The sequence below is a fragment of the Rubrivivax gelatinosus genome (genome assembly GCF_016583785.1).
GTDB lineage: Bacteria > Pseudomonadota > Gammaproteobacteria > Burkholderiales > Burkholderiaceae_C > Rubrivivax > Rubrivivax gelatinosus_B.
On the sequence record NZ_NRRU01000005.1, the window covers coordinates 20,881 to 43,466 of the forward strand.

25 protein-coding genes are annotated in these 22,586 nt (G+C 71.7%); 7 read left to right on the top strand and 18 right to left on the bottom strand.

Features of this window, described 5'->3' with window-relative positions; genetic code table 11:
* Window positions 1-100 precede the first annotated feature (100 nt).
* From rsmG to CKO43_RS02445, 3 genes are read right to left on the bottom strand one after another with little or no spacing between them, the layout of a single operon-like run.
* Entirely contained in the window at window positions 101-718 is a 618-nt protein-coding gene (gene rsmG, locus CKO43_RS02435; RefSeq protein ID WP_200377760.1) for a 16S rRNA (guanine(527)-N(7))-methyltransferase RsmG, read from the bottom strand.
* A gap of 53 nt (window positions 719-771) precedes the next feature.
* Window positions 772-2,721 (bottom strand): tRNA uridine-5-carboxymethylaminomethyl(34) synthesis enzyme MnmG, encoded by a 1,950-nt coding sequence (gene mnmG, locus CKO43_RS02440; RefSeq protein WP_200377722.1) that lies wholly within the window; start codon window positions 2,719-2,721, stop codon window positions 772-774.
* 13 nt (window positions 2,722-2,734) lie between these two features.
* Complete coding sequence (locus tag CKO43_RS02445) at window positions 2,735-2,929, bottom strand: DUF2061 domain-containing protein (protein ID WP_200226611.1); 195 nt, start codon at window positions 2,927-2,929, stop codon at window positions 2,735-2,737.
* 90 nt (window positions 2,930-3,019) lie between these two features.
* On the opposite strand from CKO43_RS02445, the gene CKO43_RS02450 reads away from it, so the two are divergent.
* From CKO43_RS02450 to CKO43_RS02460, 3 genes are all read left to right on the top strand, one after another.
* Window positions 3,020-3,298 (top strand): YkgJ family cysteine cluster protein, encoded by a 279-nt coding sequence (locus tag CKO43_RS02450; protein ID WP_200226609.1) that lies wholly within the window; start codon window positions 3,020-3,022, stop codon window positions 3,296-3,298.
* Window positions 3,299-3,348: 50 nt separating this feature from the next.
* On the top strand, window positions 3,349-3,987 hold the full coding sequence (locus tag CKO43_RS02455) for a Crp/Fnr family transcriptional regulator (protein ID WP_200377761.1): 639 nt from the start codon (window positions 3,349-3,351) through the stop codon (window positions 3,985-3,987).
* Between the two features lie 82 nt (window positions 3,988-4,069).
* Window positions 4,070-4,261 (top strand): YgaP family membrane protein, encoded by a 192-nt coding sequence (locus tag CKO43_RS02460; RefSeq protein WP_200377723.1) that lies wholly within the window; start codon window positions 4,070-4,072, stop codon window positions 4,259-4,261.
* 1 nt (window position 4,262) lies between these two features.
* Here CKO43_RS02460 and CKO43_RS02465 read toward each other — a convergent pair whose 3' ends face one another.
* The 5 genes from CKO43_RS02465 to CKO43_RS02485 all read right to left on the bottom strand — a co-directional run bounded on the left by CKO43_RS02465 (window position 4,263) and on the right by CKO43_RS02485 (window position 9,633).
* A complete protein-coding gene (locus tag CKO43_RS02465; protein WP_200377724.1) occupies window positions 4,263-5,438 on the bottom strand; it encodes an ABC transporter permease subunit in 1,176 nt (391 codons plus the stop codon).
* Window positions 5,435-6,196: an ABC transporter ATP-binding protein gene (locus CKO43_RS02470; protein ID WP_200377725.1), complete on the bottom strand. Its 762-nt coding sequence runs from the start codon at window positions 6,194-6,196 to the stop codon at window positions 5,435-5,437. Before CKO43_RS02470 ends, CKO43_RS02465 begins: the two co-directional genes overlap by 4 nt.
* On the bottom strand, window positions 6,193-7,641 hold the full coding sequence (locus tag CKO43_RS02475; RefSeq protein WP_200377726.1) for an alpha/beta fold hydrolase: 1,449 nt from the start codon (window positions 7,639-7,641) through the stop codon (window positions 6,193-6,195). The genes CKO43_RS02470 and CKO43_RS02475 overlap by 4 nt, the downstream gene beginning before the upstream one ends.
* Window positions 7,638-8,003 (bottom strand): glutaredoxin domain-containing protein, encoded by a 366-nt coding sequence (locus CKO43_RS02480; RefSeq protein WP_200377727.1) that lies wholly within the window; start codon window positions 8,001-8,003, stop codon window positions 7,638-7,640. The genes CKO43_RS02475 and CKO43_RS02480 overlap by 4 nt, the downstream gene beginning before the upstream one ends.
* A 70-nt stretch (window positions 8,004-8,073) precedes the next feature.
* On the bottom strand, window positions 8,074-9,633 hold the full coding sequence (locus CKO43_RS02485) for a thioredoxin family protein (protein WP_200377728.1): 1,560 nt from the start codon (window positions 9,631-9,633) through the stop codon (window positions 8,074-8,076).
* Window positions 9,634-9,800: 167 nt separating this feature from the next.
* On the opposite strand from CKO43_RS02485, the gene prsT reads away from it, so the two are divergent.
* Together prsT and xdp1 are read left to right on the top strand one after the other, a co-directional pair.
* On the top strand, window positions 9,801-12,605 hold the full coding sequence (gene prsT / locus CKO43_RS02490; RefSeq protein WP_346728197.1) for an XrtA/PEP-CTERM system TPR-repeat protein PrsT: 2,805 nt from the start codon (window positions 9,801-9,803) through the stop codon (window positions 12,603-12,605).
* Between the two features lie 162 nt (window positions 12,606-12,767).
* A complete protein-coding gene (xdp1, locus tag CKO43_RS02495; protein ID WP_200377729.1) occupies window positions 12,768-13,577 on the top strand; it encodes an exosortase-dependent surface protein XDP1 in 810 nt (269 codons plus the stop codon).
* A gap of 48 nt (window positions 13,578-13,625) precedes the next feature.
* Here xdp1 and CKO43_RS02500 read toward each other — a convergent pair whose 3' ends face one another.
* The 4 genes from CKO43_RS02500 to egtB are packed head-to-tail and all read right to left on the bottom strand — an operon-like array spanning window position 13,626 to window position 16,726.
* Entirely contained in the window at window positions 13,626-14,339 is a 714-nt protein-coding gene (locus tag CKO43_RS02500) for a hypothetical protein (protein WP_200377730.1), read from the bottom strand.
* Window position 14,340: 1 nt separating this feature from the next.
* Window positions 14,341-14,622, bottom strand: coding sequence for a DUF427 domain-containing protein (locus CKO43_RS02505; protein ID WP_200377731.1), 282 nt, complete (start codon window positions 14,620-14,622; stop codon window positions 14,341-14,343).
* Between the two features lie 14 nt (window positions 14,623-14,636).
* Window positions 14,637-15,548, bottom strand: coding sequence for an L-histidine N(alpha)-methyltransferase (egtD, locus tag CKO43_RS02510; protein ID WP_200377732.1), 912 nt, complete (start codon window positions 15,546-15,548; stop codon window positions 14,637-14,639).
* Window positions 15,545-16,726 carry an ergothioneine biosynthesis protein EgtB gene (gene egtB, locus CKO43_RS02515; RefSeq protein WP_200377733.1) on the bottom strand — a complete coding sequence of 394 codons (1,182 nt, stop codon included), beginning with the start codon at window positions 16,724-16,726 and terminating at the stop codon, window positions 15,545-15,547. The genes egtD and egtB overlap by 4 nt, the downstream gene beginning before the upstream one ends.
* Window positions 16,727-16,900: 174 nt before the next feature.
* On the opposite strand from egtB, the gene CKO43_RS02520 reads away from it, so the two are divergent.
* Window positions 16,901-17,764 carry a pirin family protein gene (locus CKO43_RS02520; RefSeq protein ID WP_200377734.1) on the top strand — a complete coding sequence of 288 codons (864 nt, stop codon included), beginning with the start codon at window positions 16,901-16,903 and terminating at the stop codon, window positions 17,762-17,764.
* A 58-nt stretch (window positions 17,765-17,822) separates the two neighbouring features.
* Here the strand turns inward: CKO43_RS02520 and CKO43_RS02525 are convergent, their stop codons facing one another.
* The 6 genes from CKO43_RS02525 to CKO43_RS02550 form a co-directional block, all read right to left on the bottom strand.
* Window positions 17,823-18,311, bottom strand: coding sequence for a CreA family protein (locus tag CKO43_RS02525; protein ID WP_430699134.1), 489 nt, complete (start codon window positions 18,309-18,311; stop codon window positions 17,823-17,825).
* Window positions 18,312-18,313: 2 nt separating this feature from the next.
* Complete coding sequence (locus CKO43_RS02530; protein WP_200377735.1) at window positions 18,314-19,603, bottom strand: DUF4397 domain-containing protein; 1,290 nt, start codon at window positions 19,601-19,603, stop codon at window positions 18,314-18,316.
* A gap of 112 nt (window positions 19,604-19,715) precedes the next feature.
* Window positions 19,716-20,603, bottom strand: a complete 888-nt coding sequence (locus CKO43_RS02535) for an amino acid ABC transporter substrate-binding protein (protein ID WP_200377736.1) — start codon at window positions 20,601-20,603, stop codon at window positions 19,716-19,718.
* 142 nt (window positions 20,604-20,745) lie between these two features.
* The gene (locus tag CKO43_RS02540; RefSeq protein ID WP_200226585.1) at window positions 20,746-20,892 is read right to left on the bottom strand and encodes a hypothetical protein; all 147 of its coding nucleotides are present in this window, start codon (window positions 20,890-20,892) and stop codon (window positions 20,746-20,748) included.
* A 130-nt stretch (window positions 20,893-21,022) separates the two neighbouring features.
* Window positions 21,023-21,262 (bottom strand): hypothetical protein, encoded by a 240-nt coding sequence (locus tag CKO43_RS02545; protein ID WP_200226584.1) that lies wholly within the window; start codon window positions 21,260-21,262, stop codon window positions 21,023-21,025.
* A 170-nt stretch (window positions 21,263-21,432) separates the two neighbouring features.
* Window positions 21,433-22,014, bottom strand: coding sequence for an NnrU family protein (locus CKO43_RS02550; protein ID WP_200226583.1), 582 nt, complete (start codon window positions 22,012-22,014; stop codon window positions 21,433-21,435).
* A 63-nt stretch (window positions 22,015-22,077) separates the two neighbouring features.
* On the opposite strand from CKO43_RS02550, the gene CKO43_RS02555 reads away from it, so the two are divergent.
* Window positions 22,078-22,551: a MaoC family dehydratase gene (locus CKO43_RS02555; RefSeq protein ID WP_200226582.1), complete on the top strand. Its 474-nt coding sequence runs from the start codon at window positions 22,078-22,080 to the stop codon at window positions 22,549-22,551.
* Window positions 22,552-22,586: the final 35 nt, after the last annotated feature.

A 22,586-nucleotide genomic window follows, 5' to 3' on the forward strand; every position in this document is an offset into this window, starting at 1 on the left:
GTTCGGCGCAGTGTGCGGCGCGAATCCCGTCGCGAGGACGGTTGCGTTTCCGGTGCCGCCGAGCGTAGCGCAGATTGCGCCCTCGGCGCCCGGCAGACGCTCAGCGTTTGCGCATCCAGACCAGGCAGCGCTGCGCGTCCAGGCCCGGCACCGCCAGTTGTTCCACGTGGAACACCTCGATGTCGGCCGGCAGCGCCGCAATCTCGTCCTCGGGCAGCCTGCCCTTCATCGCCATCCAGCAGCCGCCCGGCTTCAGATGCGAGCCGGTCAACGTGACAAAGTCAGCCAGCGAGGCGAAGGCGCGCGAGGTGATCAGGTCGAAGGCCGGCGCGCGCCACTGTTCGACGCGCGAATGCACCGCATGCAGCTTGGCCAGCCGCAGCTCGGCCGCGACCTGGCGGATGAAAGCCGCCTTCTTGCCGACGGTGTCGACGCAGGAAACGTCCCAGCCCATGACGGCGAGCACGACACCCGGCAGGCCACCGCCGCTGCCGACGTCGAGCACGCGCCCGGCCGGCAGGCGTTGCGCCAGCGGCTTCACGACGGCCAGACAGTCGGCCAGGTGCTGCGTCAGCATCTGCTCGGGGTCGCGCACCGCCGTCAGGTTGTAGGTGCTGTTCCAGCGCCGCAGCAGCGCCAGATAGCGGTCGAGCGCGTCGAGCTGCGCCGCCGTCGCCGCGAGCCCGAGCGCGGCGCAGACCGTGGCCGCGGCGCTCATTGGGGCCGCCACGCCGGCAGCCGCAGCCGCAGCCGCAGCCAAGTCCTCTTCGCTCATGCCGCCTCGTCCTGCGTGAAGCCCTTGAACCGGCCCTTCTTCAGATGCACCAGCAGCAGCGAAATCGCCGCCGGCGTGACGCCGGAGATGCGCGAAGCCTGGCCCAGCGTCTCGGGGCGGTGGCGCGTCAGCTTCTGCCGCACCTCGAAGGACAGCGCGGTGACCTGGGCGTAGTCCAGGTCCTCGGGCAGCTTCATCTGCTCGTAGTGCGCGGCGCGCTGCACCTCGTCGACCTGCTTGTCGATGTAGCCGGCGTACTTGATGCCGATCTCGGCCTGCTCGATCACAGCGTCGGCTTCACGCGCGCCGTACTCGGCGCGCAGTGTTTCACGTGAAACAGCGTCGGCGACCCCGGCCGCCGCGGCAGCGGCCCAAACGGCGTCGAAGTCGACACCGGGGCGGCGCAGCAGGTCGGCGAGCTTGTATTCGTGTTCCAGCGCCTTGCCGATCAGGCGTTCGGCGTCGGCCGCGGCCAGCGTCGCCGGGCGCACCCAGGTGCTGTTCAGCCGCTGCTGTTCACGCTCCAGGCGTTCGCGCTTGCGGCAGAAGGCGTCCCAACGTGCGTCGCCGACGAGGCCCAGCGCCCGCCCGGCCGCCGTCAGCCGCAGGTCGGCGTTGTCTTCGCGCAGCTGCAGCCGGTACTCGGCGCGGCTGGTGAACATGCGGTAGGGCTCGGTGATGCCCTTGGTCGTGAGATCGTCGACGAGCACGCCGAGATAGGCCTCGTCGCGTCGCGGCGTCCAGGGCTCGCGGCCCTGCGCCTGCAGCGCGGCATTCGCGCCAGCGAACAGACCCTGCGCCGCGGCTTCTTCGTAGCCCGTGGTGCCGTTGATCTGGCCGGCGAAGAACAGCCCGCCTATCGCCTTGGTCTCGAAGCTCGCCTTCAGTTCGCGCGGGTCGAAGTAGTCGTACTCGATCGCGTAGCCGGGGCGCAGGATGTGCGTGTTCTCCAGCCCGACCATCGAGCGGATCGCGGCGAGCTGGATGTCGAAGGGCAGCGAGGTCGAAACGCCGTTCGGATAGAACTCGTTCGTCGTCAGGCCCTCGGGCTCCAGAAAGATCTGGTGCGAGTTCTTGTCGGCGAAGCGGTTGATCTTGTCTTCGATGCTCGGGCAGTAGCGCGGGCCCACGCCTTCGATGACGCCGGTGAACATCGGGCTGCGGTCGAAACCGCTGCGGATGATCGCGTGCGTGCGTTCGTTGGTGTGCGTGATCCAGCACGGCAACTGGCGCGGGTGCATCTCGGGCCTGCCGAGGAAACCGAACACCGGCACCGGGTCCAGGTCGCCGGGCTGCTCTTCCAGGCGCGAGAAGTCGATCGTGCGCCCGTCCAGCCGCGGCGGCGTGCCGGTCTTCAGCCGGCCCTGCGGCAGCTTCAGCTCCTTCAGCCGTGCCGACAGCGTCGTCGCCGCCGGGTCGCCGGCGCGGCCGGCGCGGTAGTTCTCCAGCCCGACGTGCACCCGGCCGTCGAGGAAGGTGCCGGCGGTCAGCACGACCGCGCGCGCGCTGAAGCGCAGCCCGATCTCGGTGACGACGCCGGTGACACGGTCGCCCTCGACGACCAGGTCATCGCAGGCCTGCTGGAACAGCCACAGATTGGGCTGGTTCTCCAGCCGCTGGCGGATCGCGGCCTTGTAGAGCACGCGGTCGGCCTGGGCGCGTGTGGCGCGCACGGCGGGGCCCTTGCTGCCGTTGAGGATGCGGAACTGGATGCCGGCTTCGTCGGTGGCCTCGGCCATCGCGCCACCGAGTGCATCGACTTCCTTGACCAGGTGGCCTTTGCCGATGCCGCCGATCGACGGGTTGCAGCTCATCTGCCCCAACGTCTCGATGTTGTGGCTGAGCAGCAGCGTCGCGCAGCCCATGCGGGCGGCGGCGAGTGCAGCTTCGGTACCGGCGTGACCGCCGCCGACGACGATGACGTCGAACGCTTGGGGATGCAGCATGAAGCTGCGGATTTTACGAGGGCAGCGCCACCCGGGCCCGCTCGCGGCGCTGATCCCACCACCGGTCGAAGAAGTAGTGCGCGATCGTGTTCGCCACCGGCTCGATCAGCGTCATCGCACCGGCGATCGCGAGGCTGCCGGTGAGCGCATAACCGATAGCGAACGAGATACCCACGTGCATCACGCCGAACGCAGCAGACTTGGCCATCACGATCTCCTTGTTGCGAATGACTCGTATTCTGGCCAGGCCCAGCTGCCGCCGGGATCGAATGTCGGCATCGCCGCGATAGCATCGGCCATGCCCTGTACCGTATCCGCCGCCAGCTGCCGCCCGGGCTGCGGCGCCTGCTGCATCGCGCCGTCGATCACGAGCGCGATTCCCGGCATGCCGCGCGGCAAGACCGCCGGCACGCGCTGCGTGCAGCTCGACGACGAGCAACGCTGCCGCCTCTTCGGCCAGCCCGAGCGCCCGGCCTTCTGCGCCGGGCTGCAGCCCTCGGCCGAGATGTGCGGCGACTCGCGCGAAGCCGCCTTCGCCTGGCTCACCCGCCTCGAACACGCCACCACGCCGACGTGAACACCGCCACCGCCCCGAGCCTGCGCGAACGCCTCGCCGCGCTGTACCCGATGCTGGCCGCGCTGCCGGCGGCCGAAGCCGACGCCGTGCTCGCGCACGACGCGATGCGGCTGGACGCACCCGCCGGCATGCTGCTGTTCGACGAAGGAGCCCCCTGCGGCGGGTTCCCGATGGTGCTGACCGGCTCGGTGCGCGTGGCACGTGGCTCGCCCGGCGGGCGCTCGCTCGAGCTGTACCGCGTGACGCCGGGCGAACTCTGCGTCGTCTCGGCGTCCTGCCTGTTCGGCCACGCCGCGATGTCGGCGCACGGCATTGCGGCCGAGCCCACCGAACTGGTGCTGCTGACGCCGGCCGGTTTCGAGCGCTGGTGCGCCCACACCGCCTTCCGCCAGTACGTCTTCGGCATCTTCGCCGACCGCCTGGCCGACCTGATGGCGCTGGCCGAGGCGGTAGCCTTCCAGCGCCTGGACCAGCGCCTGGCCGCCACGCTGCTGGGCCACGGCGCGGTGCTGCACGCCACCCACCAGAGCCTGGCCGACGAACTGGGCACGGTGCGCGAGATCGTCAGCCGGCTGCTCAAACGTTTCGAGCGCCAGGGCTGGATCGCCGTCGGCCGCGAACGAATCGACCTGCTCGACAGCGCCGCGCTGCGGGCACTCGCTGCCGGTGAGGCGCCCCGGCCCGTGTGACCGCGGTCACCGACGCGGCGCCAGCCCGCCGCCCACACTCTCCTGCACGGCATTCCCGCCGTCACATCGTCAGGAGCGACCCATGAAATCCAATGTCGGCGGCATCGACCGCATTCTCCGCATCGTCCTCGGGCTGGCCCTGATCGCGATGATGCTGGCCGGCTTCATCGGCGTCTGGGGCTGGATCGGCGTCGTGCCGCTGCTCACCGGCGCGATCGGCTTCTGCCCGCTCTACCCGTTGATCGGCTTCAACACCTGCCCGGTCAAACGCTGAGTCACTTCAGAGCCGCAGTCCTCAGCGTGCGGGCGACGTAGGCGATCGCGAGCGCGCTGATCAGTGCGCACACCAGCACCGGCGGCAGCAGTGCTGCCGCGTCCAGCGCCTCGCCGCGCAGCACGCGGCCCATCAGCGTCACCTGGGCCAGCGCCGGCACCCAGACGTGCCAGGGCGCCTCGCCGCCCTGGTTGAACAGCGTCACCAGCGGCGCCAGCGTCACCGCGAGCACGACTACCGTCGTGTTCGCCTGCGCCTCCTTGAAGCTGCGGCAGCGGATCGCCACCGCCATCAGCAGCGCCGCCAGCGCCGCCGCCAGCGGCAGCAACAGCACGACGAAGGCCAGCGCCTCGGCCGGCCCGTAACGGAACATCACCGCCAGGGTGTCGCTGCGCAGCAGCCACTGCCCGGGCAGGAAACTCGCCGCGCTGAGCACGGCGATCATCATGCCGACGGCGGCGACCGCGCCCCATTTGCCCAGCACCAGCGCCGTGCGCGCCGCCGGGTTGCACAGCAGCGGCTCCAGCGAGCCACGCTCGCGTTCACCCGCCGTCGTGTCCAGAGCCGCGTTCAGCGCGCCGTAGACCACCGCCATCAGCACGAACAGCGGCAGCATGCCCAGCAGCTGCGCCGCGCGGGCCGCCGCGTCGGCCAGGTCGCGCTCCTCGATGCGCGCCACCTGCAGCAGCTGCGGTGCGACACCACGCAGCGCCAGCCGCAGCGTGCCCTGCTCCTGCACGAAACCCTGCACCAGCCGCTGCACGCGCGCGCTGCCGGTCGCCGCGCGCGTGTTCGCGCTGCTGCTCACCAGCTCCAGCACCGCCGGTTCGCCGCGCAGCAACTTCTGTTCGAAGTCGGCCGGCAGCACCAGCACCGGGTCGCCCAGCGTGCGGGCGCGCAGCTGGGCCTCGTAGTCGGCCGGCGCCTCGCGCAGCGTCCAGGCCTGGCGCTCGACGTAGTTGCGCAGCGTCGGCGCCGCGGCGATGTCGTGCACCAGCAGCTCGCGCGCCTCGGCACGCTCTTCCAGCGAAGACACCAGCACCGACAGCAGCACCAGCACCAGCGGCCCCATCGCGACCGAACTGAGCAGCACGGTGAGCAGCGTGCGCCGGTCGCGCAGCGCGTCGACCAGCTCCTTGCGGAACACCGTCCAGGCCGAACGCAGCAATGCGCTCACGTCCTGGCCCCCTCGTCGGCAAACGCCAGCCGCACGAAGGCCTCCTCGAAGTCGGGTGTGCCGGCGCGCTCACGCAGTTCGTCGACGCTGCCGTCGGCGACGACGCGGCCGTGGGCGATGACGACGACGCGGTCACACAGGCGTTCGACCTCCTGCATCACGTGGGTCGAGAAGACGATGCACTTGCCGGTCTGGTCGCGCAGCCGGCGCAGCGTCTCGCGCAGCGCGCGTGTCGCCAGCACGTCCAGGCCGTTGGTCGGTTCGTCGAGCACGATGTTCGCCGGGTCGTGCACCAGCGCGCGCGCCAGCGCCGTCTTCATGCGTTCGCCCTGGCTGAAGCCGTCGGTGCGGCGTTCCAGCAGCGGCGTCATCTCCAGCATCGCCGCCAGCGCCTCGGCGCGTGCGTTCGCACGCCCGGCGTCCAGCCCATGCAGCCGCCCGTAATAGACGATGTTCTCGCGCGCCGTCAGCCGCGGGTACAGGCCACGCGCGTCGCCGAGCACGCCCAGCCGCGCCTGGGCCTCGCGCGGGCGCGTCGCGACGTCGATGCCGTCGACCGCCGCGCTGCCGGCGTCGGCCTCGATCAGCCCGGCCAGGATGCGCAGCGTCGTCGTCTTGCCGGCGCCGTTGGGACCCAGCAGCCCGGTGATGCGGCCGTCAGCGGCGCTGAAATCGACGCCGGCGACCGCCTGCACCGTGCGCGCCTGGCGGCCGCGCCCCTGGACGAACCGTTTCTCCAGCCCCCGGACCTCGATCATCGCGGCGCTCCCGGCGGCATGAAGGCACCGGGCCGCGGCAGCTTCGCGACGCAGCCGAAGTCGACCGCCAGCGCGGCGGCATCGGTCTCGGCATCGACGAAGCGGAACACCGCGTCGCGCACGCAGCCGATGGCCATGGTGCCGTGGCCGGCGTTGGGCACGACGACGTGCCGCGCCAGCGGCCCGAGCGCGGCCGCCGTGTGTTCGCCGTGGCGCGGCGGCGTCACCGGGTCGGCACTGCCCGACAGCAGCAGCGCCGCCACCGGCGAGCGGCCCATGCGGTAGAAGCCGGCCGGCACCTCGCCACGCGGCCAGTCGCGGCAGACGGCGGCGTAGTCGTCGGCCAGCGCACGGCCGAAGTCGCGGCCCGTCGCCTCGCCCGGCGGCGCCAGCCGCGGCACATCCTCGGCGCAGATCACCGAGAAATGCAGCCCCTGGGCGATGCCGCGCCCGGACAGGTCGATGCCGGCCGACGCCAGCCCGAACAAACCATCGAAGCGCCCGGCTGCCGCCTCGCTGATAGCCGCCGGCAGCGCCGAACTCCAGGCCGGCAGGTACAGCGCCTGGCGCACCAGGCCGAGCACCAGCTCGCGCGACAGCAGCACGTTCTGGCGCCGGCCGGTGAACGGGTGCGTGACCTCGGCCTGGCGCGGCAGGCCGGCCAGCAGCGTCGCCCACGACGCCGTCAGCGCCGGGAAACGTGCGCGGCAGCCGGGCTCGAGTTCGCAGGCGGCGAGCACCGCGTCCAGCGCCGCCTGCGCGTCCAGCGACGCCGCCGCCGGCAGCACCATGTCCGGCGGCGCGACACCGTCCAGCACCAGGCGCCGCACCGCCTGCGGGAACTGGCGCTGGTACTCGATCGCGGCGCGGGTGCCGTAGGACACGCCGGCCAGGTCGATGCGTTCGGCGCCGAGCGCACGCCGCACGGCGTCGACGTCCTGCACCGCCAGCGTCGTCGTGTAGAAACGCAGGTCGCCCAGCGGCGACTTCTGCAGCCGCTCGCGGCAGGCTTTCAGCGAAGCCAGCCGGCGCGACGGTTCGGCCTCGGTCAGCATCGACGCCAGCGCGTCGCCATCGTCGCAGTCCAGCGCCGCGCTGCGGCCGGTGCCACGCAGGTCGACGAGCACGATGTCGCGCCGGCTGCCCAGGCGCCCGAGCAGCCGCTCGACGCCGCCAGCGATGTCGATCGCGCCCTGCCCCGGGCCGCCAGCGAGGAACAGCACCGGGTCGGGCCGCGGCCGCCGCGCCTGCGCCGGCAGCACCGCGTACTGCACCACGATCGTCGGGCCGCCCGGTTTTGCCGGATCGAGCGGGCGCTTGATGCTGCCGCAGCGCGCCTCGTGTTCGACACCGGGCAGGCGGCAGGCCGTCGTCTGGGCCCAGGCCGGGCCGGCCAGCAGCGCGACGCCCAGCGCCGCCAGCCGCAGCAGCACGCCGGCGCTCACGCCAGCAGCCGGCGCAGTTCGCCGCTGTCGTGAAGCGCTTTCAGCTCGTCGAAACCGCCGACGAGCACGCCGCGCACGAAGACCATCGGGAAGGTCGGCCAGCCGCTCCACATCTTCAGCGCATTGCGCCGCCGCCACTGGCTGAAGTAGCTGCCGTACTCGAGGTAGCGGTAGCGGATGCCGGCGGCGTCGAGCAGGCGCCGCGCGCGGCGCGGGAACGGGTTCTGCGCCATGCCGACGACGACCACGGCCTCGGCCGCGAGCGCCGCCTGCACCTCGTGCACGATGCCGGCATGCAGGGCCGCGACACGTTCGCGGATCGCGGGGTGCAGGTGGTCGTCGTCCAGGGTGGCGCGCGGCATCGGGGACGAGGTTAACAAAGCCTGTGCGCCGCCGCCGTGCCGGCTTTAGGCCGGCGGACGGATGGTGGCCTCAACCGGCAGCGCGCGGCTGCAGCAGCGTGCGGCAGGTCTCGCGGGCACCGTCGGCGGCGTCGACCTTGCGGCAGACGCCGTCGAGCCGCGCCTGCAGCCGCTTCAGCGCCGCCGCGTGGCGGCCGCCTTGGTTCCAGGCGGCGAGCTTGGCGCCCAGGCGCTGCAGCGAGCGCACGCTGCGGCCCTGGAAGGCGCCAGCGTCGCGGCCGGCTTCGTCCAGCAGCTGCGCGGCGGTCTTCTCGATGCGCGCGCCGTCCTGCGGCGCCAGCTCGATCAGCGCGGCGACGTAGCCGCCGCCCCACTGCAGCCGCGTCGCCGGGCCTTCGCTCTTCTCGAAGGCCTGGCGGTACCAGCCGAGCGCGTCGTCGGTGCGGCCGAGCTTGCGCGCGTTGCCGCCGAGCTGGCTCATCAGGTAGTAGGGCGAATGGCTCTTGGTCAGGTTGGCCTTGAGCAGCGCGTCGCTCTCGGCCCAGAGGCCGGCGCGCGCCAGCAGGTGGGCGTCGCCGGTGATCACCGCCTGGCGTTCGTAACCGTCGCTGATCTCGCGCTCGTCGCGTGCCGCCTGCTCGCGCACCAGCTGCAGCAGCGCCGGCGCCAGCTCGACCTTGACGGCGTCCTCGGGCACGGCCAGGCGCGCCAGCTCGACACGCGAGCCGAGCGCACCCTGGCGGTCGGCGCGCGACAGGCTGGCATCGGCGGCCAGCTTCTGCAGCGCGGCGTCGAACAGCGGCACCAGCGGCGAGCGCTCCGGCGCCTGGCCATCGGCCAACGCCCGCACCAGGTCGGCGGCGCTCCAGACGAAGACGTCGGCATGGCGCCGCGCCAGCGCCGGGTCGGCGGCGACGCGGCGCACACGTTCCCGCAGCGCCGCGTCGGCCTTGACGGCCCCCTTGCCTTCGTCGGCCACCAGCGCCTTCAGCCACAGCCGGGTCGTGGTCTCGTCGTCGGCCGCCGGCGCTGCGGCGGCCAGCCGGGCCAGCAGCGCGGCGCGTTCGGACAGCGCGACGACGCGGCCGTCGTCGACGTCCCAGGCGTAGAAGGCGAGTGCACGCCACTCGTTGGCGGCGAGCGTGCGGCCGGCGAGCGCGTCGGCGACCAGCGCCTTCACCGGCCGGCCGCCGGCCAGCGCCTGCTGCAGCAGCGCCAGCACCTGTTCGGGCTCGGCTTCGCCGGGCAGGCGCGTGATCTCGTGGCCGTCGGGTGCGAACAGCACCAGCGTCGGATAGGCGCTGACGCCGAAACGTTTGCCCAGCTTCTGTGCGCCGGGGCGGTCGCCGTCGACGTGCACGGCGACGAAGTTGCGCGCCTGCACGGCGAAATCCTGGCGGTTGAACAGCGTCGCCTTCAGCTGGTTGCACGGCGGGCACCAGGTCGCGCCCCAGTACAGCAGCACCGGCTTGTTCTCGGCGCGGGCGCGCACGAACGCGCGGTCGACGTCGGCGTCGGCCGCGGCCGGCACCCAGGCGACGTTCTTCGACGGCAGGCCCGGCGCGGCAGCGGCGGGCCCGGCGCCGACGAGGCAGACGGCAAGACAGCAGGCGGCGAGAGCGTGTTTCATCCGGCGGCGATGGGTAACGGGGACGGCGGATTGTGCGCCGGGGGCCACGCGCACACCCCCCGTGTCGCGGGGGCCGGGCCGGTGGCGGGGCCATCGGCCACGGCATGAAGTCACGACCCGCCGGCCGCGGGGTGCCCGGCGGTGGCGCACTCTTCTACGATGCGGGAGTGAAAATTCGTAACGCCTTTGTCCCGATGCGGCCGGCGCTGTTCGCTCTGGCGTTCACGGCGGCCGTGGCCGCGCACGCGGCCGACATGAAGTCGGCGCGCTTCTACGAAGACGCGCTCTCGCGCTACGAGAAACGCGACTACGCCGGCGCCGTCGTGCAGCTGAAGAACGCGCTGAAGACGGACAAGACCCAGCTGCCGGTGCACGTGCTGCTGGGCAAGGCGCTGCTGGCCAACGGCGACGCCGTCGGTGCGCAGGTCGCCTTCGAAGAGGCGCTGCGCCTGGGCGTCAACCGCGCCGAGGTGGTGCTGCCGCTGGCCCAGGCGATGGTCGGCCAGGGCAAGCCCCAGGCGCTGCTGGAGCAGCCGCGTTTCGCGCCGGCCGGGCTGCCGACCGAGCTGCGCGCGGCGATGACGGTGATGCGCGCCGACGCCAGCGCCGACACCGGCGACGCCCGCAGCGCGCTGCAGCTGCTCGACGAGGCCAAGGCGCTGGCGCCGCGCGATCCCGGCCCCTGGCTGGCGGAAGTGACGCTGCGTTTGCGCACCGGCCTGCCCAACGAGGCCCAGGCCGCGGCCGACAAGGCGCTGGCACTGGCGCCGGGCCTGGCCCAGGCGCACTACCTGCGCGGCACCGTCGCCCACGCCAGAGGGCAGTTCCAGGCCGCGCTCGACAGCTACGGCCGCGCGCTCGGCATCGATCCGGCGCAGGTCGAGGCGCTGGTCTCGCGCGCCGGCCTGCTGCTGGACCTGCAGCGCACGGCCGATGCCCAGCGCGACGTCGATCGCCTGCGCAAAGCCGCGCCGGCCGATCCTCGCGGCGCCTACCTGCAGGCGCTGCTGGCCGAAAAGGCCGGCCGCGGTACCGAGTCGCGCGCCGCGCTGCGCGACGTCACCGGGCTGCTGGACCCGGTGCCGATGGAATACCTGCGCTACCGGCCGCAGCTGCTGATGCTCGGCGGTCTGGCCCACTACGGCCTGGGCGAGCAGGAGAAGGCCCTGCCCTACCTCGAGGCCGTGCAACGTGCGCTGCCCGGCACCGGTGCCGCCAAGCTGATCGCCCAGATCCAGCTGACGCAGAACAACGTCGACCGAGCGATCGAGTCGCTCGAGACCTACCTGCGCCGTCACCCCCAGGACAGCCAGGCGACGCTGCTGCTGGCCGCGGCGCAGATGGCGCAGGGCCGCCACGCCCGTGCCGCGGCGATCGCCGAGGAGGCGCTGCGCCAAGGCGACTCGCCGCAGATGCGCGGCCTGCTCGGACTCAGCCTGGCCGCCGGCGGCAAGATGCCGGACGCGGTGCAGGCGCTGGAAGCCGCGTTCAAGGCCGACCCGAAACAGCTGCCGGCCGGCATCGCGCTGGCGCAGATCCGGCTGCAGTCGGGCGACGCCCGCCGCGCCGCGCAAATCGTGCAGACGCTGCTGCAGAACCACCCGCGCCAGCCCGGCCTGCTCAACCTGCTGGGCAGTGCCAAGGCGCGGCTGGGCGACAGCTCGGGCGCACGCCAGGCCTTCGAGCAGGCGCTGGCGCTGGACCCGCGTTTCGTCGCGCCGCAGGTGCAGCTGGCCCGGCTGGATGCCGCCGCCGGCAAGCCCGACGCCGCGCAGCAGCGGCTGCAGCAGGCTCTGGCGCAGGACGACAAAGCGCTCGAGCCGACGCTCGAGATGGCCCGTCTGTCCGAGCGCCGCGGCCGCCTGGACGACGCGCGCCGCTGGTACGAGAAGGCCGACGACGTCGCCGGCCCCAACCTCTTCGACGCCGCGCTCGAACTGGTCGACTTCCATCTGCGCCACGACCAGCCGGAGGCGGCGCGCGAAGCCGCCAAGCGGCTGACGACCCGCGCCCCGGAGGCGGTGCCGGTGCTGATCACGCTGGCGCGTGTCTCGCTGGCCAACGACGACCTCCCGGCCGCCCGCACCGGTCTGACGCGGGCCTCGACGCTGGCCGACCACGACGTCGGCGCGCTGGTGCGCATCGCGCTGCTGCAGCTGGCCGCCAACCACGCCCAGGGCGCGCAGCACACGCTGAACAAGGCGCTGGCCGAGCGCCCGGACTCGGTCCCGGTGCAGGCGCTGATGGTCGACGCCGAGATCCGCGGCGGCGACGTCGCCGCCGCCGACAAACGCGCCCGTTCCCTGGCGGCGCAATATCCGAAGCTGGCCGTCGGCCAGGCGCTGCTGGGTGACGTCGCGCTGGCGCGCGGGCAGACAGCGGCGGCGGTGGAGGCCTACCGCGGCGCGCACCGGCTGCAGCCCAGCTCCGAGAGCCTGCTGCGCCTGTACCGTGTGCTCGCGCCCCGAGAGCCGGCCGCGGCGCAGACGCTGCTCGAGCACTGGCTGGCGACGAACCCGCGCGACCTGGTCGTGCGCCGCACGCTGGCCGACGGCTACGCCCGCGCCGGCCAGTGGCCCGCCGCCGCCAGCGCCTACCAGGCGCTGCTGAAGCAGACGCCGGACGACGCCGAAGCGTTGAACAACCTCGCGCAGGTGCAGATCCGTCAGAAGGATGCGGCAGCGCTGCAGACCGCCGAACGAGCCCTAGCGCTCAAACCCGGCGCGCCGCACATCCTGGGCACCGCCGGCTGGGCCGCCTTCCAGGCCGGACAGACCGACAAGGCGCTGCAGCGGCTGCGCGACGCGCGCCTGCGCGACCCGGGCAATGCGAGCACGCGCTATTACCTCGCGACCGTACTCGCGCGCTCCGGCCGCACGGCCGAAGCGCGTGAGGAAGTGCAGGCCGCGCTGCGCACACCGTCTTTTGCCGAGGCGAAAGACGCCCAGACGCTGCTGCAGGCCCTCAAGTGAGGGAGGTGCCGGGTGTCGCAACTTCTTACATCCACCGCGACGTACTACGCGGATGGCATGCAAGTCATTGATGGGATTCAGAAAATCTGGCTGGCGCGAGGTTTGCTTGGAGCCACGGCAAGTGGCGGCGGAAACGGTGCCGGTGTATTCGAAGGAAATCCGATGAAAACGAAAGCAAGACAGATCACCACCGCGGCGCTGATGGCCGTGGGCCTCGGATTCGCCGGCGCGGCATCGGCGCAGAGCACCTGGAACCTGTCGACCGACGCCTGCGACCCCAACGGCCTGAACCCCGGCGCCGCCGGCTGCACGATCGGCGGCGTCACCGCCACCGTCACCGCCTGGGGCAACAGCGGCAGCGGCGGCACCTTCGTCGCCGCCAAGATCACCGACCAGAGCAGCAGCGGCGTCGGCGCGACGAGCTCCTACGGCGGCAAGACCGAAGTCAGCAACGACGGCAAGAACCACGCGATCGACAACGTCGGCGGCTCCGGCAGCCTGGGCGCGAGCACGGAACTGGTGATGGTCCAGTTCAGCAGCGCGCTGATCCTGAACCAGTTCTCGATCGGCTGGTACTACAGCTACGGCGACGCCGACGTCTCGGTGCTGCGCTGGGACGGCACCGGCACGCCCGACCTGGCCACCACCTCGCTGACCAACTACGCCTCCAAGGGCTGGACGCTGGTGTCCAGCAGCGATCTGGTGCCGGACAAGACCGCCAAGGTGACGGGCTCGACGGCTTCGAGCTGGTGGCTGATCAGCAGCTACTTCGGCGCCACGACGACCGCCGCCGACGGCTCGGGCGCGCTCGACAAGGGCAACGACTACTTCAAGCTGCTGTCGTTCACCGCGACGGCCTCCACTGGTGGCGGCGGCGGTGGCGCCGCCCCGGAACCGGGTTCGCTCGCGCTGGCCGGCCTGGCACTCGTCGGCCTGGTGGGCGCGCAGCGCCGCCGTGCGCGCAAGCTCTGAGTCCCGCACAACTTCGTCCGTCGGGCCGGCACTGCCGGCCCGTTTTTTTCAGGCCGGCGCTTCGTCCGCACCGCCCAGCCAGGTCTGGCCACCGTCCTCGTCGCCCGGCTCGGCATTCGCACGCGCCAGCGCCATCCAGACCGCGAACGGCACCCGCGCCGCACGCCGCGGAGCGGCGCGGGCGACCTCCAGCCGGCCGTCCTCCGCCGCCAGCATCACGCCGTAACACGCCGGCACCTCGTCGACGGTCGCGATGCCTTCGCGCAGCACATACCAGCACTGGCTGGCCAGCGCCCGGTAGGCCGCGCCCTTGTCGGGCCGGCGCAAATCGGCCAGCAGGTCGGCGCGGCGCACCTTGATCTCGTGCACCAACGGCTCGGCGTAGTCCTCGACCGTGGTGTGGCGGATCGAGAACACATCGGGCATCGCCACCACCCAGCGCGCCGCGCCGTGCTCGCCGTCCAGCGGCGCGCGCAGCGCCAGGCCGCGCCAGACGATGCGCCCGGCGCGCTGCATCTCGCGCGCGATGCGCCCGACCAGCGCCTCGTGGGCGTCGAAGGCCCCGCGGTTGCGCTGCAGCGTCGCCGCCAGCAGCGCGACACCGGTGTCGCTGACGATCAGCGTCTCGCGCCCGGCCTCGTCCCAGCGGCGCTGCAGCAGGCCGGCGGCGAGCAGGTCGATCTCGATCGCGTCGCGGCAGGGCCAGCCGGCCGAGCGCCAGATCTCGCGCAGGCGCCGCCGGTGGGCGGCACTGGGCTCCACCTCAGTCGACGACCTGCACGCCCTTCCAGAACGCGATCCGGCCCTTGATCTCGGCCGCCGCTTCCTTCGGCTCGGGGTAGTACCAGGCGGCGTCGGGGTTGGCGTCGCCGTCGACGAACAGCGTGTGATACCGCGCCTCGCCCTTCCACGAGCACATCGTGCGCGTGTTGCTCGGCAGCAGGTACTGCGTCTTTACCGCCTCGGCCGGGAAATAGTGGTTGCCTTCGACCACCACGGTGTCGTCGCTCTCGGCGACGACGCTGCCTCTCCAGATCGCCTTCATTTCGTTCCTCTCGCTCATGCCGGGTTCGCCGGCTCCAGCCAGTGCAGCGAAAAACGTCGCGCCGCATCGGTCCAGACGGGGCCGGGTTCGAACCCGGCGCGCCGCGCGAGGGCCCGGAAACCCTCGACGCCGTACTTGTACGAATTCTCCGTGTGCAGGCTGTCGCCTTCGTCGAATTCGAAGCGCTCGCCACCGACCTGCAGCACCTGGCGCCGGCGGCTGACCAGGTGCATCTCGATGCGGCGCAAAGGCGGATGGTAGAACGCCGCGTGCGCCCAGGCGCCGAGATCGATGTCGGCGCCCAGCTCCCGGTTGGCACGCGCCAGCAGGTTGAGGTTGAACGCCGCGGTGACACCCTGCGCGTCGTTGTAGGCCGCGTGCAGTTCGGCCGGCTCCTTGAACAGGTCGACGCCGATCAGCAGCGCGCCGCCGTCCAGCCACTGGCGAAAGCGCGCCAGCAGCGCCTGCGCCGCCTCGGGCTCGAAGTTGCCGATCGAGCTGCCGGGAAAGAAGCCGATGCGCCGCCCCGCCGCCGGCGGCAGCACCAGGTCACGCGTGAAGTCGCCAGCCAGCGGCTCGACGGCCAGCCCGGGATAGTCGGCGCGCAAGGTGGCGGCGGCTTCGGCCAGGTACTCGCCGGAGATGTCGATCGGCACGAAACGCCGCGGCGACTCCAGCGCATCCAGCAGCAGCCGCACCTTGACGCTGGCACCGGCACCGAACTCGACGATCTCGGCGCCGGTGCCGATGCGGGCCGCGAACTCGGGTGCGTGCCGGTCCAGCAGCGCGAGCTCGGTGCGCGTCGGGTAGTACTCGGGCAGCAGGCAGATGCGCTCGAACAGGCGCGAGCCTTCGGCGTCGTAGAACCACTTGGGCGCGATGTGGCGGGTGCGCAGCCCCGCGACGAACTCCTCGGCGAAGCTCATGCGTCGAGCGCGAGCCGCAGGCCGCTGTACTGCCAGCGTGCCGCCGGCGGGAAGAAGTTGCGGTAGCTGGCGCGTGCATGCCCCGCCGGCGTCGCCACCGAACTGCCGCGCAGCACGATCTGGCCGACCATGAACTTGCCGTTGTATTCGCCGACGGCACCGGCCAGCGGCCGGAACCGTGGATACGGGTCGTAGGACGAGCGCGTCCACTGCCAGACGGCGCCGAAACACTGCGCCGGCGGTGTCGCCGACGTCGCCGCGTGCTCCCACTCGGCTTCGCTTGGCAGCCGCGCGCCGGCCCATTCGGCGAAGGCCGCCGCCTCGTAGAACGACAGGTGGCGCACCGGGGCCTCCGGCTGGCGTTCACGTTCGCCGTACAGCGTGAACTCGAGGCCGCCGTCGCGCCAGTACAGCGGCGCCGTCCAGCCCTGGGCCTGCACCACCGCCCAGCCGTCCGACAACCACAGCGCCGCGCGCCGGTAGCCTGCGTCGTCGACGAATGCCTGGTACTCGGCGTTGCTCACGAGCCGGTTCGCGAGCCGGTAGGGCTGCAGCAGCACGCGGTGGCGCGGCGTCTCGTTGTCGAAGGCGAAACCGCCGCCGCCGTGGCCGATCTCGACGCTGCCGCCGGCGTAGTCCAGCCAGCCGGGCTCGGCGGCCACCACCGGCGGCGGTTCGCCCGGCCAGGCGGCCGGGGCCAGCGGGTTCAGCGCCAGCGCCGCCAGCAGGTCGGTCTGGATCAGCTCCTGGTGCTGCTGCTCGTGCTGCAGGCCAAGCTCGATCAGCGGCCAGGCGCGCGCGCGCGTGTCGGCGTCGGCCCCGGCGATGAAGGCGGCCAGCGCCTCGTCGACCGCATGCCGCCACGGCAGCACCTCGGCCAGCGAGGGCCGCGACAACATGCCGCGCTGCGGCCGCGGGTGGCGCGGCCCCAGGCTCTCGTAATAGGAGTTGAACAGCCGCGCCCAGCGTTCGTCGTGCGGCCGGAAACCCGGCGCGTGCGGGCCGAGCACGATGGCCTCGAAGAACCAGCTGGTGTGGGCCAGATGCCATTTGGTCGGACTGGCGTCGGGCATGGCTTGCAGCGCCTGGTCTTCGGGCGAGAGCGGCGCCGCGAGCGCCTCGCTGTGTGCTCGCACCCGCCGCAGGCGTGCGCCCAGGCTCTGATCGTCGTCGGACATCGGCGGGGCTCCTGCGGCCGGTCGGTGAATCATTCTGGTCTGGGCTCGTGTCGGTTACCCCTTCGGGCAAGCCCCGTACCGTGTGTGCAGCTGTAAGCGGCGCACACGCCGGCCGAACGCTGCGTGCAGCCCCGCTGAAACACCGCTCAAGCCCTGCCGCCTACAGTGGCTGCCATGGACAGCAGCACCCTCAGCCCCAGCGTCACCACCCCGCGCAGCATCGAACGCCTGGTCGCCGGCCAGCCGACGAGCGACGGTGCCGGCGTGCGCCTCGTGCGCCTGCTGACGCAGGACCTGCAGCGCCGGCTCGACCCCTTCCTGATGCTGGACAACTTCGGCACCGACCGGCCCGAGGACTACATCGCCGGTTTCCCCGACCACCCGCACCGCGGTTTCGAGACCGTCACCGTGATGGTCCAGGGCCGCATGCGCCACCGCGACAGCGCCGGCCACGAAGGCAGCGTCGGGCCCGGCGGCGTGCAGTGGATGAGCACCGGCCGCGGCCTGGTGCACAGCGAGATGCCCGAGCAGCAGGACGGCGCGATGGAAGGTTTCCAGCTCTGGCTGAACCTGCCGGCGCGCACGAAGATGGGCGAACCCTGGTACCGCGACATTGACGCCGCCGCGGTGCCGGTGTGGCAGGGCGAAGGCGTGCGCGCGCGCGTCGTCGCCGGCCGCACGCACGGTGTCGCCGGTGCGGTCGAACGCGACACGACCGAGCCGCTGATCCTGGACCTGGAACTGGCCGCCGGCGCGCGTTTCGAGCAGCCGCTGCCGGCTGCGCACAACGCCTTCGTCGTCGTCTACCGCGGCAGCGCGCTGCTCGGCGGGCGTGAACTGGCGCGCGGGCCGATGGTGATCCTGGCCAACGGCGGCGACGGCATCGTGCTCGAAGGCGGCGCCGCCGGCGCGCGTGTGCTGCTGGTGGCGGGCCAGCCGCTGGGCGAGCCGATCGCGCAGTACGGCCCGTTCGTGATGAACAGCAACCAGGAGATCTTCGAGGCGGTCGAAGACTTCCGCGCCGGCCGCCTGGCCTGAGAACGGACCTGCGGCGCCGCAAGGCGCCGCAGATCGGGCTCGGGCCAGCTCGGCAGCGTCAGCGCTTGAGCGGGATCGGCGTCGTGCGCTCGACCGGCACCGCCGTCACCGCGTTCTGCGGCGACCCTTCGATCACACGGTCGGAATAGGTCAGGTAGACCAGCGTGTTGCGCGCCGCGTCGACCATGCGCACCACGTGCAGGCGCTTGAAGACCAGCGAGATGCGTTCGCTGAACATGTCTTCCTGCTGCGGCAGCGGCTTCGGGAACGAGATCGGCCCGGTCTGGCGGCAGGCGATCGAGGCGTCCGATTTGTCTTCGGCCAGCCCGAGCCCACCCTTGATGCCGCCGGTCTTGGCGCGCGAGACGTAGCAGGTGATGCCCTTGACGCCAGGGTCGTCGTAAGCGTCGACGACGATCTTGTGGTCCGGGCCGATCAGCTTGAAGACGGTGTCGACTTCGCCGACCGGCTCGGCCGCGGCGGCGCCGGCGCACAGCACGAGCACCGCTGCGGCCGCCGCCCGCAGGTGCCAGCGGGTATGAGTCACCGTCAGTGGTCCTCGACCAGGTCGCCGGCGGGTGCGGCGGCGCTGCCGCCGACCAGCACCGTGTACACCTTGCCGGCCTCGATCACCTGCTCGGTCAGCGACAGCACCGAGCCGGTCACGACCGGCGAGGTGACGATCAGCGTGCCGCTGCTGGCGGTCGAGACGTCGACGTAGGCCGACGCAGTACCGACCGCGACGCTGGTCACCAGCTGCGAGGACCCGAGCTTCAGCGACAGCGTCGAACCCAGGTCGCTGATGGCGTTGATGAGCCGGATCTTGCCCTTGCTGCTGTCGGTCGACAGCGTGTTGTCGTCCGTCAGCCAGACGGCCGCCGGCGCGCCCGCGCTGCCGTAGACCAGCAGCGTGTAGTCGGTGCCGGCCACCAGCGTGCCGCTGGGCAGCGAGCTGCTGACGTCGGTGCTGCCGATGGCGACCGCCACCGTCGGCGTGCCGGCGTCGACGAGCGCGTAGTCGCTGACCACCGGCGAGCCCGAGGACAGCAGTTCGGTCCCGTCGACGGTGGCGGTGACGGTCGCATTCGCCGCCGCCGCCGCCGCGACGCGCACGCGGGCATCGGTGACGTCGATGCGGGTCAGCGTGCTCTTTTCCTCGCGCAGCAGCAGGCCGTTGACGAGCACGCCGCTGGCCGCCGCGGTCAGCGCCAGCGTGTAGACCTTGCCATCGCCGAAGACGATGTCGGAGACGTCCAGGCGGACATCGCTCTTGCTGCCCGAGGCGGTGACGACCACGCGCCAGGTGCCGGAATCGATCTTGATGAAGTCGTTGAGCGTGCCCACCGCGGCCGCCGACTGCGTCGCGACCGAGTCGGCCAGCGTGTCGTCGGCGCCCATCACGTAGACGTCCAGCACGCCAGCATCGGTGGCGCCGTTGAAGACCCGCACCTTGCTCTGGTCGTCGTCCGGGTCGGAGGTGGTCTCATCGAGCTGCAGCCAGTCGAGATCACCGACCGGGCCCCAGGCGAGGATGGTGTAGTAGTCGTCCTCGCTCAGCGAGGGCGTGAAGGTCGACACCAGTGCCGAGGCCGAGCCGCTGCGCGAGATCGTCGAGTCGCAGTCGCCCGGGTCGACGTCCTTGTACTTCGTCTCGATGCCGTAAGCGATCGAGCTGAACAGGTTGTCGCCGTCGACCTTCAGCGTCAGCGAGTCGTACGAGCTGGCGTTGATGAAACGGACATGGGCCTTGGTCGTGTCCTCGCCGCCGCCGCAGCCGGCGAGCACCACCGGCGACGACAGCGCCAGCGAGAGCCAGCGCCTGCGGTTGATCTGCTGCATCGAAGTCTCCTGCGCGCCAGCGCGAGCGGCCGGCAAAGACGACATCATCGCCCAGTCGCGTTGCGCTGTTGCGTCCGGCGATGACGTCGTCGCGTCGATGCTGCAGCCGCGATCAGGTCGCGGGCTTGTCCGACAGCGCCTTCAGGTTGTCCTGAAGCTCCTTGCCCATCGGCGCATTCAGGGTAATGCCCTTGGGCGGGATCGGCGCCAGGAACCACTTGCGGTAGAGCTTCTCGAACTCGCCGCTCTTCATCAGCCTGGCGACGACGCCGTCGACCAGATGCTTGAACGCCGGGTCGTCCTTGCGCAGCATGATCGCGTAGGGCTCGACCTGGATCGGATCGCCGACGACGGCCAGTTCGGCCGGGTTCGCCGAACTCGCACGCAGGCCGTACAGCAGGATGTCGTCCATGCCGAAGGCGGCGGCGCGGCCGCTCTGCACCAGCAGCGCGGCCTCGGCGTGGTCCTTGGCGCCGATCAACTCGATCGGCAGCTTGTTCTCGCTGATCAGGTTGCGCAGGATGCGGTAGTTGGTGGTGCCGGTGGTCGACACCAGCACCTTGCCGTGCAGATCGGCGAGCGACTTGATGCCCGAGTCGGAGCGCACCAGGAAGCGTGTGCCGGTGTAGAAGTAGTTGACCGCGAACGCCACCTGCTTGGCGCGGTCGCTGTTGTTCGTCGTCGAGCCGCATTCGATGTCGATGGTGCCGTTGACCAGCAGCGGGATGCGGTTGGCGCTGGTCACCGGCTGCAGGTTCACCTTCAGGTCGGCACGGCCGGTGGCCTTCTTCACCTCGTCGACGATGCGGCCGCAGATCTCGTAGCCGAAGCCGACCGGCTGCGCCTTGTCGTCGAGGTAGGAAAAGGGGATCGAGGACTCGCGGTAGGCGACACCGATGCTGCCGCTGGCCTTGACCTTCTCCAGCGTGGTCTGGGCTGCGGCCGCACCGGCGACGACGGCGAGGGTCAGGACGGCAAGATGGCGCACGATCTGGGGCATGGAGGACTCCGTGTCGAGAGGTGGAGACCAGCTTAAGCAAAGCGGCTGCCAGCGTGACTCCGCATGAACACCCGGAGTCTGGCGCGCCACAAACGACGACGCCCGGCAACAGCCGGGCGTCGCGAGGGGGTACCGGCCGCGTTCAGACGCGGGCAGCAGCGGCGCTCTGCGCGACGATGCTCGACGCGCCGTCCTGCGAAGCCAGCGAGTCGATGCCGGAGAGCATCACGACGGTGAAGAAGGCCGCGCTGGCCAGCGCGATCAGGCGGGGGGCGAAGCGGGTGGTCATCGTGGGCTCCTTCGGGTTGCGTGCTGCGATGGAGTCCACTGTAGGCAGCGCCCCCGGCGGCCGCGAGCGGCTTGCGACGACCGGCGCCGGCAGGCGACGAAGCGCCTGCGGCGGCGACGGGCTGCAGCGCTCAGCCGGCGTCGCCTGGGTTGCGCGACGGCTGCGAAAGCGCTTGCGGCCACTCGGGCGCGCCGAACTCGTCAAGCTCGGCGTGTTCCGTGACCGCCAGGCCCTGCATCAGTTCGAGGCTGGACTCGTACCAGCCGCAGGCAGCCCCGGCACGTGTGCCGGCCGCGGCCGCCTCGCCCGGCGAAGCAGGCCAGTCCGGCGAGCCGTTGCGGCGGCGGCGATGCGAGAACAGTGCAGGCATGGACGGCTCCTTCCACTCTCCCCTTCGCGTCGAGCAGGGGTGCCGGCAAATGGTGATCCGGCGACGGTCATCCGACCATCACCCGAACGGCTCCACCAGCCGGGTAGGAGCCCGCTCCCCCGCGAACGGGTGATGCAGCGTTCACGGCCCGCCAGAGGCCCGGCAGCCGGCTAGCGGCCCAGAGGCGCGACGCCGAAGAGCCAGGCGTGGGCCCAGAACGCGAACACCGCCCAGGCGGCGGCGCCGACGACGACGGTCAGCACGGTGCGCGAGGCCGTGCCCGGCGCATAGACGGTGCCGGCCGCGGCATCACGCCGACGCGACGAGCGGTAGTCGAACACCGCCCAGACCATGAAGCTGCCGAACAGCAGCACGTCGGCCAGCGTGTGGTTCGCCAGCAGGTGGGCGAAGGCCCAGAGCTTGACGCCCAGGATCATCGGGTGGTGCAGCTTGGCCTTGATCTGGTTGCCGGGCACATAGGCGGCGACGTTCAGGATGAAGGCCAGCAGCACCAGCAGCGAGGCCAGGTGCCGCGCCCAGAGCATCGGCGTCCACAGCGCCACCGGGTCCAGCCGCGCCTCGCCGTAGCCGCGCACGATCAGCACCAGGCCGACGAGCGAGAGCACCGAATACAGGCCCTTGAAGCCGTTCTCGCCCAGCCGCGAACGCAGCCGCGTGCGCCAGTCGTCGGCGACGATGCGCACCGAATGCACGGCCAGGAACAGCACGAGGCCCAGTATCAGTTGCGTCATGGGTGACAGGGGGAAGTCGGGACCGGGCGCATTGTCGCCGCTCGCCCGCTATCCTGCCCGGCCATGAACAAGCGCTACTTCTGGGAAGATTTCGCCGCCGGCAGCGTCCGCGAGTTCGGCGCCACCACCGTCACGCGCGAGGCCATCCTGGCCTTCGCCGGCCAGTTCGACCCGCAGCCCTTCCACCTCGACGAGGAAGCGGCGAAACACTCGCTCTTCAAGGGCTTGTGCGCCAGCGGCTGGCACACCGCGGCGATGACGATGCGCATGATGTGCGACGAGTACCTGCTCGACGCCGCCAGCCTGGGCTCGCCGGGCCTGGAGAACATCCGCTGGAAGAAGCCCGTCTACCCGGGCGACACGCTGTCGGTGCGCATGGAGATCCTCGAATCGCGGCCGATGGCCAGCCGGCCGCAGGTGGGCCTGGTGCGCTCGAGCTGGACGGTGCTGAACCAACATGCCGAGCCGGTGATGACGATGGAAGGTTGGGCGATGTTCAGCCGGCGCGAGCCGGCGGTCGGCGAAAATCCGGGCTGAACCCTTGCCGTCTGGCGCTCACCGTCTTCGGAGGA

Excerpts from the sequence above, each read along its gene's own strand:
- CKO43_RS02455 (WP_200377761.1), top strand. The coding sequence starts at position 3,349 with ATGCTGGCCGCGCTGCCGGCGGCCGAAGCCGACGCCGTGCTCGCGCAC.
- egtB (WP_200377733.1), bottom strand. The coding sequence starts at position 16,726 with ATGTCCGACGACGATCAGAGCCTGGGCGCACGCCTGCGGCGGGTGCGA.
- rsmG (WP_200377760.1), bottom strand. The coding sequence starts at position 718 with ATGAGCGCCGCGGCCACGGTCTGCGCCGCGCTCGGGCTCGCGGCGACG.
- CKO43_RS02445 (WP_200226611.1), bottom strand. The coding sequence starts at position 2,929 with ATGGCCAAGTCTGCTGCGTTCGGCGTGATGCACGTGGGTATCTCGTTC.
- xdp1 (WP_200377729.1), top strand. The coding sequence starts at position 12,768 with ATGAAAACGAAAGCAAGACAGATCACCACCGCGGCGCTGATGGCCGTG.
- CKO43_RS02460 (WP_200377723.1), top strand. The coding sequence starts at position 4,070 with ATGAAATCCAATGTCGGCGGCATCGACCGCATTCTCCGCATCGTCCTC.
- CKO43_RS02505 (WP_200377731.1), bottom strand. The coding sequence starts at position 14,622 with ATGAAGGCGATCTGGAGAGGCAGCGTCGTCGCCGAGAGCGACGACACC.
- CKO43_RS02480 (WP_200377727.1), bottom strand. The coding sequence starts at position 8,003 with ATGCCGCGCGCCACCCTGGACGACGACCACCTGCACCCCGCGATCCGC.
- CKO43_RS02545 (WP_200226584.1), bottom strand. The coding sequence starts at position 21,262 with ATGCCTGCACTGTTCTCGCATCGCCGCCGCCGCAACGGCTCGCCGGAC.
- CKO43_RS02470 (WP_200377725.1), bottom strand. The coding sequence starts at position 6,196 with ATGATCGAGGTCCGGGGGCTGGAGAAACGGTTCGTCCAGGGGCGCGGC.
- CKO43_RS02535 (WP_200377736.1), bottom strand. The coding sequence starts at position 20,603 with ATGCCCCAGATCGTGCGCCATCTTGCCGTCCTGACCCTCGCCGTCGTC.
- mnmG (WP_200377722.1), bottom strand. The coding sequence starts at position 2,721 with ATGCTGCATCCCCAAGCGTTCGACGTCATCGTCGTCGGCGGCGGTCAC.
- CKO43_RS02555 (WP_200226582.1), top strand. The coding sequence starts at position 22,078 with ATGAACAAGCGCTACTTCTGGGAAGATTTCGCCGCCGGCAGCGTCCGC.
- CKO43_RS02540 (WP_200226585.1), bottom strand. The coding sequence starts at position 20,892 with ATGACCACCCGCTTCGCCCCCCGCCTGATCGCGCTGGCCAGCGCGGCC.
- CKO43_RS02520 (WP_200377734.1), top strand. The coding sequence starts at position 16,901 with ATGGACAGCAGCACCCTCAGCCCCAGCGTCACCACCCCGCGCAGCATC.
- CKO43_RS02530 (WP_200377735.1), bottom strand. The coding sequence starts at position 19,603 with ATGCAGCAGATCAACCGCAGGCGCTGGCTCTCGCTGGCGCTGTCGTCG.
- egtD (WP_200377732.1), bottom strand. The coding sequence starts at position 15,548 with ATGAGCTTCGCCGAGGAGTTCGTCGCGGGGCTGCGCACCCGCCACATC.
- CKO43_RS02550 (WP_200226583.1), bottom strand. The coding sequence starts at position 22,014 with ATGACGCAACTGATACTGGGCCTCGTGCTGTTCCTGGCCGTGCATTCG.
- CKO43_RS02485 (WP_200377728.1), bottom strand. The coding sequence starts at position 9,633 with ATGAAACACGCTCTCGCCGCCTGCTGTCTTGCCGTCTGCCTCGTCGGC.
- CKO43_RS02450 (WP_200226609.1), top strand. The coding sequence starts at position 3,020 with ATGCCCTGTACCGTATCCGCCGCCAGCTGCCGCCCGGGCTGCGGCGCC.